The following is a 13,369-nucleotide window of genomic DNA, read 5'->3' on the forward strand; positions in this document are numbered from 1 at the left end:
TTAGCTCAGACTAGAATCATTTAGATCTCTGCTAAGAGTTGTTTGACTAAGAATTAGAGATAATATTGCTCTTTAAGAGTGATATTGTCTCTTTCGTTTTTAAAGATTTATAAAGGTAAAATATATATTTTATCGAATTATAATAGGTGAGAGGTGAGATAAATGTCTGAAGCAATTAAAAGTAAAGAAACTATGGAACTACCTTTACTGGCTTCAAGAGGAGTAATTGTTTTTCCCCATATGGTAATCCCTCTTTTGGTTGGTAGGGACAAATCAATTGAAGCACTTGAAGAAGCAATGATGGAAGAAAAAAAGATAATTATTGTTGCTCAAAAGGACGAAAAAATTGAAGACCCAGAAATAGATGATATTTATTCATTTGGGACAATTGCTGAAGTTAAGCAATTTGTTAAATTACCAAATGATATGATGAAAGTAGTTGTAGAGGGTTTAGAACGGGCTGAAGTTAAAAGATATATCGATACTGAAGGCTATTTTTTAGCTGAGGTAGAAAGCTGTCCAGAAGAGAAGATTGAAGTTGATACTGAAACAAAGGCTTTAATGAGAACAGTAGTTAAAGAATTTGAACAGTATATAAAATTCAATCGAAATTTACCTGCTGAAACAATTATGTCAGTTAATGATATTGATGATCCAGGTAGGTTAGCAGATGTGATTTCTTCACAAATTGATTTAAAATATCAACAGCTGCAGGAACTTCTAGAAGCCACCGATATAATAGAACGTTTAGAAAAAATGCTAGCCGTTTTGCGCAGTGAAATTGAAGTGCTTAAAATTGAACAAGATATAAATAAACGTGTCAAAAAGAAAGTAGAAAAAAATCAAAAAGAATATTATCTGCGCGAAAAAATGAAAGTTATCAAGGATGAACTTGATGAAGATCAGGGTGCAAGTGCAGAGATAGCGGATTATTATGAAAAACTAGAAGAGGTAGATCTACCCGAAAAAGCAGCAGAAAAGATAGAAGAGGAGATAAAAAAATTAGATAGGACTCCAAATATGTCTCCAGAAGCAACAGTAATTCGTAATTATCTTGACTTTATACTTGATCTACCTTGGAATATTTCTAAAGAAGAAGAAATTGATATTAAAAAATCTGAAGAAATATTAGAATCAGATCATTATGGTTTAGAAGATGTCAAGGAAAGAATAATTGAATATCTAGCTGTGAGAAAAATGGCACCAGCTAAAAAGAGTCCGATACTCTGTCTGGTAGGTGCACCAGGGGTTGGTAAAACTTCACTTGGACGTTCCATTGCAAGTGCTTTAAATAGAGAATTTGTCCGCCTATCTTTAGGTGGAGTCAAGGATGAAGCAGAAATAAGAGGTCACCGCAGAACCTATATTGGCTCTAGACCAGGAAGAATATTAAGTGCAATTAGAGATGCTGGCACTAAAAATCCTGTCTTTTTGTTAGATGAAGTTGATAAAATGAGTTCAGATTTTAGAGGAGATCCTGCTTCAGCATTATTAGAGGTACTTGATCCTGAACAAAATGTAGAATTTAGTGATCATTATTTGGAGCTTCCTTTTGATCTATCAGAAGTATTATTTGTTACTACAGCCAATGTAGCTCACACAATACCTGCTCCTTTATTAGATAGAATGGAATTAATTGAGATACCCGGTTATACAGAAGATGAGAAATTAAAGATTGCAGAAAAACACCTTTTACCAGATATTTATGAAGACCATGGTTTAAAAGAAGAGCAAATTAATATTTCATCTAATGCAATTTATAAGGTGATTAGAAAATATACCAGGGAAGCTGGGGTTAGAAACTTAGAACGTAAGCTGGCAGCAATTGCTCGTAAGGTAGCTAAAGAATTTTTAGAAGGTAGAGATAAAAAAGTTTTAGTTGCCGTCAATAGTGTTGAAAAATATCTGGGTTTACCAGATTATGAATATCAGCAGAGCAGTTTAGAGGACAGAGTTGGAGTAGCAACAGGTTTAGCCTATAATCAGGCAGGTGGAGATATTTTAGATATCGAAGTTGCAGTAGTACCTGGTAAAGGAGAGCTGACTCTTACTGGTTCTTTAGGAGATGTTATGAAAGAATCTGCTCAAGCTGCTTTAAGCTATGTAAGGTCAAAACAAACTGAACTTTCTTTAACAGATGGGTTTTATAAAAACTTTGATATTCACATCCATGTTCCTCAGGGTGCAGTACCAAAAGATGGTCCATCTGCAGGGATTACAATCGCTATTGCTCTTGCATCTGCACTGACAAACCGCAAGGTACGTGGTGATTATGCTATGACGGGAGAGATCTCGCTTAGGGGTAGAGTATTACCTATTGGTGGTATAAAAACTAAAATTCTTGCTGGACGTAGAGCAGGTATAACTAAGTTTATATTACCGGAAAAGAACAAAAATAATTATGGAAAAATAGATAAAGAAATAAGCAAAGATATAGATGTTACTTTTGTTTCTCATATGGATGAAGTCTTAGCTATGTTATTACGTAAGGAAGATGAAAATGAAATTGAGTAATGCAAAATTCTACAAAAGTGTTTATAAATATGAAGAATGCCCAAGGTTACAGCAGCCCGAAGTAGCTTTTAGCGGCCGTTCTAATGTCGGCAAATCTTCTTTGATTAATAGAATTACCAAAAATAAAAAGCTGGCCAGGACAAGTAACACTCCTGGCCGGACCCAATCTTTAAATTATTATAATATTGATGATAAATTTTATCTGGTAGATTTACCTGGTTATGGTTTTGCTAATGTTCCCAAAAAAGTGAAAGATGATTGGTCAGAGTTAATAGATAGTTATTTAAATTACAGAGAGAATTTAATCGGAATAGTCCAAATCATTGATGCCCGACACAAACCAAGTAAAGAGGATAAAATGATGGTTGAATGGTTAAAAGCTAGTGGTCTGAGTTTTTTAATTGCTGCAACTAAAGTTGATAAAATTTCAAATAATAAAAGAGCACAGCAAAAAAAAGTGATCTTTAAAGAGCTTGCTTTAGATAAAAATGATAATTTTACATTCTTTTCTGCTCAAACAGGAGAAGGTAGTAAAGATATTTATAATTATTTAGAATCTCTACTTCAATTAGCTAAAGATAGGTCTTAAAATGGAGAATAGTTATACTAGCTCTTTTGCCAGGATATATGATGATGTGATGAAGGAAGTACCTTATCATTTTTGGTTTGAATATTTAAAAGATCTGCTTAAATATTATAATTTAGAAGTAGAATCGGTGCTTGAAATTGCAGCGGGAACCGGAAATATGACAGCAGAATTAATTCAACTGCCTAAAGTAAAAGAGATTAAAGCTCTTGATCTATCAGCAGCAATGCTAAAAAGAGCCCAAGCAAAACTTGCCAATTATGAATTAGAAGATTTGAACTTAGAATTCTTTCGAGCTGATATGACTGACTTTAAACTTAAAGCTGATTTTGATTTAGTAGTATCGGTTTTTGATAGCTATAACTATCTTTTAAGAAAAGAAGATCTTAAGGCTAGTTTTAGCTGTGCTGCAGAAGTGCTGAAAGAAAACGGTTTATTTATTTTTGATATGAATTCTATTAAAAGAATTAAAACTATTGAAGAAAAAAAACTAATGCTTGAAGGTGAAGATTACAGCTGTTTGTGGGAAGATATAGTAAATATTAAAGAGTCTCTCTGGCAGGTAAGACTGCAGATCAGCCCTGATAATCCTGATTTGCCTGCATTTGAAGAACTTCATACAGAAAAAGGTTATAAAATAGAGACTATTAAAAAGCTGCTCCATCAAAGTGGATTTGGCGGAGTAGATGTTTATCGTGCTTTTAATCTTTTTAAAGCTAATGATAAGGTAGATAGAATTTATTTTGTTGCAGCCTTAAATAAAGAGAGTTTAGCTAGAAAAAGAAATATTTTCACTAAAATATCCTACTCAATTAAAAATGAAGTAAAATATTTTTTAATTGGCTTAAAATCTATTTTCAAACAAAGTATATAAAAAATTAACTGCCGTAAAATTAATCACGGCAGTTTTTTTAGGCTTATTTTATTTTATAAAGCTAAGCAAATACTATTATTTTCTTTTTTGCACAACATCTTTGAGATGTTCAGCTTTATTCTTTGGTTTTCTCCAGATAAATTTCTTGATTAAAGGAAGTACATAATAGTCAAGCCCTAATGACTGGCCTGAACTAGCAAGACAAGGGAAAGAAGCCATTAAATACCACATGTTCCCGGTTCCAGATAACATGAAATTTATATTCATGAATATAGAAGCCATGGCTCCTAAAACACTAAATAGACCTAAAAAGAGTGATAAGCCTATTGCAATTTCAGTTAGGGTTACAACAATTTGGAAGAATAGTGGATATTGTAAAACAACTGCTTCCATAAAGGCTTCATACCAGCCGACAGCATTTGGTCCTATGGGAGCGGCTGTTGCCCCAGCAACTAGATGATAAGGATCCTGCAGCCAGCCTTCCTGAACCTTATGAATACCACTCATCAGCCACTGATAACCAAGGAATATTCTTAAGATAGCGATAAAGAAAGTGTGTGATTTCATGGTAGCCTGATCAAAGAGCTGAGGAACTATCCCCTTTTTTGAGGCCTGTTCATGTATATATTCATTTACTAAAGAAAATCCTTCCTTAATTCCACCAATTTCAAAGAAATAGAACATATTAACGAAATGCTTGAGTAATAAGGCGGGGCGTCCTTTTAATGATAAACCTGTTACATCTGCAACAGCATAATCAGAACCAATTGAGACCATTACTCCATGTAGTTTTGCATTTATTTTTTCTTTTTCCTGGCCTTTAATATCAGCTACTATATTTTTGGCTGCACATTCACCAGTTTGCATAGCAGTTTCTACTAAAGCAGGCAGTGTTTTTTCATCAACCCAGGGAGCTGCTGAATTATCGCCGATTGCATACACTTCTTTATGTTTTGGTATTTGCAAATATTCATTAACAATTAACCTTTCGCTTTTATCTTTTTCCAGGTCAAGATCTTCTACTAAAGGAGCACTTTTTACTCCACAGGTCCAGATCACTGTTTTAGTAGGAATAGTTTCAGTACCCTGTTCACCTTTGCCGATTATAATAGCATTTTCTTTTACTTCTTGAGCAAAGTGACCTGTAATAATTTCTACCTTCTTTTTCTTAAGATATTTTTCGGCTTTTTTTGCCATATCTTCTTCTATATTGGGAAGAATTCTTTCTAGTCCTTCGACAAGATAAAGATTAATATCATTTCTTGGAATTTCATATTGCTTAGATAGTTCATCAAACCATTGAATCAATTCTCCAACCATTTCTACACCTGTGAAACCTGCACCTGCAACTACAAAAGAAAGTAATTCTCTTCTTTTCTCAGGATCAGTTTCAAATTGAGCTTTATGGAACATTTCTTCTACCTGATTATTTATTTTTATCGCATCATCCATTGACCAGAGAGTAAAGGCATTTTCATTAACCCCTTTAACACCACAGTCATTTGGTTGACTACCTGTTCCTAAGATTAGATAATCATAACTGTATTCTTGTTCTGTTGAATAAAGCTTTTTATCATCAAAATTAATCTCAGTTATTTCATCCCAGATAACATTAACCTTAGTACTTTCAAATAGTCTATTTAAGCTAATTTCTAAATCTTCTGGCTCAATTCTATTACCTGCAACTTCGTGTAATTCAGTAATTAAATGATGCTTTTTACCTTTGTTAAGAAGCGTAACTTCTATATCTTCTTCTTTTTTGGCCAGTTTAGCCATCTTTTTGGCAGCAGAAATCCCTCCATAACCTGCGCCTAATATAATAACATGTTTTCGCATAATATTTCCTCCCTTTTGAACTTAATCTTTAAAGTTAAAATTATTAACTAGTTTACGAGTAGTTATATTTTTCACACTATAATTATAGCATATATAAATAAAAATGCAAATATATGAGTAAATTACTCAAGAATAAAATAAAAAATTTAGTATTATAGCTATAATTACAAACTATATTTTCCATATTTGCAATAGATAAGCCTTAGATTACAATAAAAAAATAAATAAAATTGAAATAGTTAAAACACTATGTTAATATTTTAACAATAGACATTAGAGGATAATTTGCTTTGCATTCTTTATTAATTATGTTAAAATATAAGTAGTTTACTCCGGATTAACCGGATTAATTGAGAAATAAATATATATTTGGAGTGATAGATTTGTTAAAAGCTAAAAAGTTGATTTTTTTATTGGTAATTGTGATCAGTTCATTTTTGATTATTACTGGATGTGGAAGAGATAGTGGTGCAGACATCCAATCTGCAGAAGATAATTCTTTTATCATGAATACATTGGTACAGATGAGAGCTCATGGAGAAAATGCAGAAATAGCTGTTGAAGAGAGTATGGATAGGATAAGAGAAATTGAATATTTAATGAGCAGAACTTTAGAAGCTAGTGAAGTATCTCAAATAAATGATAATCCCGGCGAATTTATTGAGATTTCTGAAGAGACCCAAAAAGTTATAGCAGAATCTCTTTATTTTGCTGAATTAAGTAGTGGTAAATTCGACCCAAGTATTGGTCCTATAGTAGATTTATGGGGGATTGGGACTGAAGAAGCAAGGGTTCCTTCTCAAGCTGAGATTGAAGAAGTCCTAGAATTTGTTGATTATAATAATCTTGAGATTGAAGATAATAGAGCTAGGGTAACTAAAGAAGGAGTTAAGATTGACTTAGGTGGAATTGCTAAAGGGTATGCTGCAGATGAAGTTAGAGAAATAGTTAAAAAGCATGATGTTCCCAGTGCATTTATCAATATTGGTGGTAATGTTTTAGTTGTTGGTAACAATGTTGATGGCTCAAAGTGGAGAATTGGTATTCAGGACCCCAGGCGGGGCAGAGGTAATGTTATGGCCATAGTAGAAAGCAAAGATCAAACTATAGTGACTTCAGGTGATTATGAGCGTTATTTTGAAGAAGATGGAGAGCATTATCATCATATTTTTGATCCTGAAAGTGGTTATCCTGCCCGGACAGGGCTTTTGAGTGTTACAATAATTACTGATCTTTCTCTAGATGCTGATGCTCTTTCAACCATAGCATATGTTAAAGGCTTAGAAGCAGGAATGAAATTTGTTGAAGATATTGCAGATGTAGATGCTATGTTTATAACTGAGGAATTAGATGTTCATCTTTCTTCAGGATTAACTGGTATTGTAGAAATTACTGGCCCAGACTTTAATTTAATTGAAGGTGAAAATTTTGCTGATTGAAGATAGATATTATAAAAAAATTGTTAAAAAAATAGATAAAAATATTTTAGATAAAACAACTACTCAGCGTGAAATAATAAATACTGCCATCACCGATTTAATTGATGGTGGTGGTAAAAAGCTGAGGCCATTTTTGATGTTTTTAGCTGCTAGTTTTGGTGATTATGATAAAAAAGTACTTTTAGATTTAGGTAGCGGTATTGAGATACTTCATATGGCTTCCTTGATCCACGATGATATAATTGATGATGCTGATTTGCGGCGTGGTAAAGAAACTGCTCAAAATAGATTTGGTAAAAATGAAGCGGTATTTATAGGAGATTTTTTAATTTCTAAGACTTTTGATATTTTATTTGAACATCTTGATAAAGAAACATTAATAAAAATGAATAAAAATCTCCGTTTAATTTGTGAAGGTGAAATAGAACAAGCAGAAAAAAAGTATGATTTTGATATTTCAATCAGAGATTATTATAGAAGGATTAGACATAAAACTGCTTTATTATTTGCTATTAGCAGTTATTTAGGTGCTTATGTTAGTGGAATCAGGGGCAAAAAATTAAATATATTATATAAACTGGGTTTAGAAATTGGAATGGCTTTTCAGATTCAGGATGATATACTTGATTTTAATGGAGAAGAATCAAGAACCGGCAAAAAGATCGCCAAAGATTTAGAAGAAGGTGTTATAACTCTACCTCTTATCTTATTATTAGAGAAAGAAGAATATCAACAAAAGTATTCTAATCTTCTAGCCAAAGACAAATTTAAAAATATAGAGCCAAAAAACAGAGAACTTGATCAGCAAACAATTATATCTCTTACTGAAGATGTAAGAAATTCATCAGTTTTAGAAGAAAGTCGAGAAATTTTAAAAGTTTTTATGCAAAGAGTTGATCGATTTTTAAGTTATCTACCTAAAAACAAAGCCAAAAAGAGATTAAAGAAGTTAATTGATGCTCAAATAGATAGAGAATATTAAAAAGCTAACTATTGTTATCATATAGTTTGACAAAAGATTCACTATCAATTATAATTGATAATAGAAATCAATACTAATAATAAATTATAGGAGTGATAATAATGGAAGAGAAAAAAACTATGCCCTTAATTGGTGATCAATTTCCGGAATTTGAGGTAACAACAACTAAAGGAAAAATGAAGCTTCCAGAAGCTTTTAAAGGACAGTGGTTTATTTTATTCAGTCATCCTGCTGATTTTACACCTGTCTGCACAACTGAATTTGTTGCTTTTCAAAGAAGATATGATGAATTTCAGGATTTAAATACTGAATTAATTGGATTAAGTATTGACCAGGTATTCAGCCATTTGAAATGGGAAGAATGGATCGAAAATAATCTGGGTGATAAAATTGAATACCCAATTATTGCTGATGGAACTGGAAGAGTAGCAAAAGAAATTGGTTTATTACATACTGCCAGTGAAACTGCTACAGTAAGGGCAGTATTTATCGTTGATCCTGAATCTAAGGTAAGAGCAATTCTATATTATCCTTCTGAATTAGGAAGAAATATGGATGAAATTTTGAGAATGATTAAAGGACTTCAGAAAGCAGATAAAGAAAATGTAGCAATCCCTGCTAACTGGCCAAATAATGAGGTAGTAGGAAGTAATGTTATAGTTCCACCTGCAAATAGTGCAGAAGAAATAGAGTTGAGAAAAAAACAGGTAGAAAATGGAGAACTAGAAAGTTTTGATTGGTGGTTATGTCACAAAAAATAGTAAAAATTAAATCTGAAATATTCAAAGCGGAAAGCATTTGCTTTCCGCTTATATTAGTCTAAATACATTTTTTTTTAGATTTTAAGAATAAATTATGAATTTCTTAAAAAATATCATTTATTAAAGAGAGAATTTGTGTTAAGATTAATATTGAGGATTAAATTTATAGGAGGCAGGTTTATGTATTTTAAGAAAAGAAAAACAAAGAATAATATTTCAGTAAATATATTTAAATTTAAACAATTAAGCTTTAACATTTTGATAATATTGTTGTTTTTATTTTTGGCCAATCACAATTCTTTTATTTTTAGTAATCAAGTTTTTGCTCAGACTGATAATAGAGCTAGCAGTAGTAGTTTTTCCAGCAGCCAATTAGAATCAACTTTTTCTACTAACCAGCTGATTAGGGAGAATGATCGGGGTGAAAATGTTAAAAAAGCTCAAGAACTGTTAAGTCAAAAAGGCTTTTATCAAGGAGCAATAGATGGAGTTTATGGGCATCAGACTAAATTAGCTGTAGTTAAATTTCAAAAAGTCACTGGTTTAGAGACAGATGGTATTTTAGGACCTGCAACATTAAAGAAATTAACTGCAGAAGGAGAAAGCCAACTTTCCCAGTACACTGTGCAACAGGGAGATAGTTTATGGGTTTTAGCAGGAAGGTTTAATACTACTGTTAATGAATTAAAAGCTATTAACAATTTAAATTCTGATAGGATAAGAGCAGGTGATAAATTAAAACTGCCGGGAGAAAATCATAGCTCTTTTTCAGCTAATATAGTAGATATGGAATGGAGCAGGGTAGATTCTATTTTTCCACGTGAGTCAAGAGCAATTATAACTGATGTTGAAACAGGATTAAGTTTTGAGGTTAAAAGGTTATATGGTACAAATCATGCAGATGTAGAACCACTCACAGCACAAGATACAAGAATTTTAAGAAGGATTTATGGAGGTAGCTGGAGCTGGGATAGAAGGGCTGTAATTGTTTATGTTGGTAACCACTTAATTGCTGGTTCTATAAATGGCACTCCACATGGTGGTGCTGCTATTAAAAATAATAATTTTCCAGGTCATATTTGTTTGCATTTTAAAAACAGCCGCTTACATAACAATGGGACAAAAGATTCCGAACATCAAAATATGATTGAAAGTGTTGTTGAGAGTGAGATTTATGATTTTTAATTAAGGGTATAAAGGGGCTATAGCTCAGGTGGATAGAGCGGTAGATTCCTAATCTGCAAGCCACAGGTTCGAATCCTGTTAGCCCCACCACTATCGTAATAAATATTATAATATTTTGTTTAATATCTCCCAGCTTTGATTGGGAGTTTTTTGCTATTAAAAGGGGGGTGAAATCATGTTTTCTCGAATAAAAGGTTTTTTTGTTAAAGATAAGCGTTCAATAAGGACTAGAATTATTAGTGTATTTATTATAATAATCATTATTTTAAATTTAGTTTTCTTTTTTTCTTTTCTCAGAAGAGAAAGAGAAATAGAGATTTATCAAGATAATGTAGATATAAATTTCAAATTAAATCAGTTATCACTAGAAATAACTGAAAACTCACGTTATTTTTCTCAATATTTTCAAAATAGAGATGAAGAAACTAGAGATATGTATTTTAATTCTCGCGAAAAAATTTCAAATTTAATGAAAGATGTTGAGATTAAAGTTGCCCAGGATCAGAAAAGCAGAACTTTTTATAGAAGTTTAAATAATATGATAAATTATCACGATGAACTGGTAAATCAGGTATTAGAGACTAATATTTTTGATTCCACTACTTATCAAACTTTGACTAGAATAGATACATTATATTCTTATATGAGCAGTCATTCTCAAAATTTAATTAATTCCTATTTAGAACATCACAGCAGAAGTTATATGGATTTATTAATCAGTACTCAGGAGAGAACTAAAACTATTTATCTGATTATTATTTTGATCAGTATAGCAGTCTTTATTTTTTCAGTTTTATTTACCAATAATATTTTAAAAGCTATAGAAAAACTATCTTCTACTGCTCGTTATCTTTCACTGGGCCACTGGAATATTGAAGATATAGAGGAAATAAGATATAGAGAGTTAAATATATTAGGCCAAACTTTTAATTTGATGAAAAATAATATCAAAAAGTATATAAATGAACTAAAAGAAAAAGCTGATTTAGAAAATAAGTTAAATAAACAAAAAATGAAAAATATAGAAAAAGAAAGGCTTCTAAAAGAATCTCAATTATTAAATTTACAGATGCAGATGGATCCTCATTTTTTATTTAATACCTTGAATACGGTTTCTAGGACAGCAATGTTTGAAAATGCTGATAAAACCCAGAAACTGATAATTGCTATTTCAAAAATAATGCGTTACAATCTTGACCATACAGGTAAATTAGTAAGTTTAGAAAAAGAAATTGAAGTTTTAAAAGCATATCTAACAATCCAGCAAACTCGTTTTGAAGAGCAGATGGAATTTGATATTCAAATAGAAGCTGATATTTCAGATATTGAAATTCCTCCAATGATCTTACAACCTGTGGTTGAAAATGCAATTATTCATGGTTTATCAGATAAAGATTCAGATGGAAAAGTATTAATTAGAATTGAGAGAACAGCTAAAAATTTAAAATTAATAATTGAAGACAATGGAGCTGGAATTTCAAGAGCAGAATTAGAAAGAATTTTAAATGAGGAAATAAATAACAATAATACATCTCAAAAGGATAGTCTTGGTTTGCTCAATGTAAAAAGACGGCTTAAGCTTCAATATGGAGAAGATTTGCTTTCAATAAAAACTGCAGTTAATGAAGGCACTAAAATAATTATAAATATTCCTTTAAGAAAAGGAGGTAATTAATGTATAAAATATTAATAGCAGAAGATGAAAAAATAGAAAGAAAGGCCATTAAATTCTATTTAGATGTATTTTATTCTGATCAATTTAAAATTACGGCAGAGCTTGCAAATGGAAAGGAAGCAGTTGAGAAAGCTTTGGCAGAGGAAGTAGATTTAGTACTAATGGATATTAAAATGCCAAAATTAGATGGTTTAGAAGCAGCAAAACAAATCAAAGAAAAAAAGCCAGAAACTGAAATCATTATCTTAACTGCTCACAGTGAATTTGATTATGCGAAAAAAGCAATTGAAATTGGAGTTAGAGATTATTTGGTAAAACCATATCTTGAAGATGATTTTTGTCAGGTTATAGATAAAAGTTTAGCGAAAATTAAAGAAAAAGAAAAAAATAAATTTAGGGAAGAAAAACTTATAAATAAAGTTAAAGAAACCATACCCTATTTAGAAAAAGAAATAATCTTAGAGGTTGTTTATAACACAAAATCTTCTTTAATTAATTTTGATAAGCATAAAAAATTATTGGATATAGAAGGAAAGGAATATCAATTTCTACTTTTAAGTGCAAAGCCAAGAAAAAAATTATCTGACTCTTTTTTCATTAAAGCAAAAAAAATAATTAAGCAAAATTTTAGTGGGACTGTTTCTTATAATGGTTTAAATGATATAATTTTTTTAATAATTGCTGATAGCCTTGAATCTAATGAGAAACAATACAGATTAGACAGTATTATTAAAGAACTAAAAAAAATATATGATGATAGATATGATTCTAAATTGTTTCTTAAAAAAAGTAATGTGATTAAGGAAAGCAAAAATTTAAATAATATTTATAATGAAACGCGCTCATCTCTTTTTAAAAGTGAACTTAAAATTGATAGCTATCCCTATCAAAGAGAAAAAAATATTTTTGCCAAAATTATTGACAAAGACCAAACTGCTGCTGAAAAAGAATTTGCAGAAGTCTATAATTATTTAATTGAAGAAGAAAATTGTGATGTCTCTAGGATAAGGTCTTATTTAAGGCGTTTTATTATTTTTTTAAACCGGAGAATAATGGAGTATTATAATAGGGAAGACCCGCTTTTTAATTTAGAGCAAACAGAAAATGATATTGCTGCAATTAATGATTTAGAAAATTTAAAGTTTTACTTTGAAAATTTGATAAATATGATAATCTTAAATATTAGTGAAACTCACAAGGAACAAAAAGTTGAGGTTATTGAAAAAGTAAAAAAATATATTCAAGAAAATTATAGTTCTGATATTACTCTAGATATGGTTGCTAAACATATAGCTTTTAGTAAATATTATTTAAGCAAATTATTTAAAGAGGTTGAAGGTATTAATTATAAAGATTATTTGATCAAAGTTAGAATGGAAAAGGCCAAAGAATTATTAAAAAATGGAGAAAAGATAAAGGTTGTTTCTCAGGAAGTAGGTTATTCAAACCGCAATTATTTTAGCAGAGCCTTTAAAAAATATACCGGTATATCTCCCGGTAAATATAGTTAGTCTATT

At 30.8% G+C, this 13,369-nt stretch carries 10 protein-coding genes and 1 tRNA gene; 10 read left to right on the plus strand and 1 reads right to left on the minus strand.

What is annotated here, in order from left to right; all coding sequences use genetic code 11:
• Positions 1-162 precede the first annotated feature (162 nt).
• From lon to LJ207_RS01745, 3 genes are read left to right on the plus strand one after another with little or no spacing between them, the layout of a single operon-like run.
• Entirely contained in the window at positions 163-2,514 is a 2,352-nt protein-coding gene (gene lon / locus LJ207_RS01735; protein WP_229343509.1) for an endopeptidase La, read from the plus strand.
• Complete coding sequence (gene yihA / locus LJ207_RS01740; protein WP_229343511.1) at positions 2,501-3,103, plus strand: ribosome biogenesis GTP-binding protein YihA/YsxC; 603 nt, start codon at positions 2,501-2,503, stop codon at positions 3,101-3,103. The genes lon and yihA overlap by 14 nt, the downstream gene beginning before the upstream one ends.
• A gap of 1 nt (position 3,104) precedes the next feature.
• Positions 3,105-3,974: a class I SAM-dependent DNA methyltransferase gene (locus LJ207_RS01745; RefSeq protein ID WP_229343513.1), complete on the plus strand. Its 870-nt coding sequence runs from the start codon at positions 3,105-3,107 to the stop codon at positions 3,972-3,974.
• A gap of 75 nt (positions 3,975-4,049) precedes the next feature.
• On the opposite strand, the gene LJ207_RS01750 is transcribed toward LJ207_RS01745, so the two are convergent.
• The gene (locus LJ207_RS01750) at positions 4,050-5,810 is read right to left on the minus strand and encodes an FAD-dependent oxidoreductase (RefSeq protein ID WP_229343515.1); all 1,761 of its coding nucleotides are present in this window, start codon (positions 5,808-5,810) and stop codon (positions 4,050-4,052) included.
• 374 nt (positions 5,811-6,184) lie between these two features.
• Between LJ207_RS01750 and LJ207_RS01755 the strand changes: the two genes are divergently transcribed.
• The 7 genes from LJ207_RS01755 to LJ207_RS01785 all read left to right on the plus strand — a co-directional run bounded on the left by LJ207_RS01755 (position 6,185) and on the right by LJ207_RS01785 (position 13,363).
• Positions 6,185-7,249 (plus strand): FAD:protein FMN transferase, encoded by a 1,065-nt coding sequence (locus tag LJ207_RS01755; RefSeq protein WP_229343875.1) that lies wholly within the window; start codon positions 6,185-6,187, stop codon positions 7,247-7,249.
• Positions 7,230-8,231 carry a polyprenyl synthetase family protein gene (locus LJ207_RS01760; protein WP_229343517.1) on the plus strand — a complete coding sequence of 334 codons (1,002 nt, stop codon included), beginning with the start codon at positions 7,230-7,232 and terminating at the stop codon, positions 8,229-8,231. Before LJ207_RS01755 ends, LJ207_RS01760 begins: the two co-directional genes overlap by 20 nt.
• 101 nt (positions 8,232-8,332) lie before the next feature.
• Positions 8,333-8,992: a peroxiredoxin gene (locus tag LJ207_RS01765; RefSeq protein WP_229343519.1), complete on the plus strand. Its 660-nt coding sequence runs from the start codon at positions 8,333-8,335 to the stop codon at positions 8,990-8,992.
• Positions 8,993-9,172: 180 nt separating this feature from the next.
• On the plus strand, positions 9,173-10,177 hold the full coding sequence (locus LJ207_RS01770; RefSeq protein WP_229343521.1) for a peptidoglycan-binding protein: 1,005 nt from the start codon (positions 9,173-9,175) through the stop codon (positions 10,175-10,177).
• A gap of 13 nt (positions 10,178-10,190) precedes the next feature.
• A tRNA-Arg gene (locus tag LJ207_RS01775) sits at positions 10,191-10,267 on the plus strand.
• Positions 10,268-10,352: 85 nt separating this feature from the next.
• Positions 10,353-11,852, plus strand: a complete 1,500-nt coding sequence (locus LJ207_RS01780; RefSeq protein ID WP_229343523.1) for a sensor histidine kinase — start codon at positions 10,353-10,355, stop codon at positions 11,850-11,852.
• Entirely contained in the window at positions 11,852-13,363 is a 1,512-nt protein-coding gene (locus LJ207_RS01785) for a response regulator transcription factor (RefSeq protein WP_229343525.1), read from the plus strand. The genes LJ207_RS01780 and LJ207_RS01785 overlap by 1 nt, the downstream gene beginning before the upstream one ends.
• Positions 13,364-13,369 lie beyond the last annotated feature (6 nt).

The organism is Halanaerobium polyolivorans, from assembly GCF_020711195.1.
Classification (GTDB): domain Bacteria; phylum Bacillota; class Halanaerobiia; order Halanaerobiales; family Halanaerobiaceae; genus Halanaerobium; species Halanaerobium polyolivorans.

What these genes read in the sequence shown, in the direction of transcription:
- lon (WP_229343509.1), top strand. Translation starts at nt 163, where the DNA reads ATGTCTGAAGCAATTAAAAGTAAAGAAACTATGGAACTACCTTTACTG.
- yihA (WP_229343511.1), top strand. Translation starts at nt 2,501, where the DNA reads ATGAAATTGAGTAATGCAAAATTCTACAAAAGTGTTTATAAATATGAA.
- LJ207_RS01745 (WP_229343513.1), top strand. Translation starts at nt 3,105, where the DNA reads ATGGAGAATAGTTATACTAGCTCTTTTGCCAGGATATATGATGATGTG.
- LJ207_RS01750 (WP_229343515.1), bottom strand. Translation starts at nt 5,810, where the DNA reads ATGCGAAAACATGTTATTATATTAGGCGCAGGTTATGGAGGGATTTCT.
- LJ207_RS01765 (WP_229343519.1), top strand. Translation starts at nt 8,333, where the DNA reads ATGGAAGAGAAAAAAACTATGCCCTTAATTGGTGATCAATTTCCGGAA.
- LJ207_RS01770 (WP_229343521.1), top strand. Translation starts at nt 9,173, where the DNA reads ATGTATTTTAAGAAAAGAAAAACAAAGAATAATATTTCAGTAAATATA.
- LJ207_RS01780 (WP_229343523.1), top strand. Translation starts at nt 10,353, where the DNA reads ATGTTTTCTCGAATAAAAGGTTTTTTTGTTAAAGATAAGCGTTCAATA.
- LJ207_RS01785 (WP_229343525.1), top strand. Translation starts at nt 11,852, where the DNA reads ATGTATAAAATATTAATAGCAGAAGATGAAAAAATAGAAAGAAAGGCC.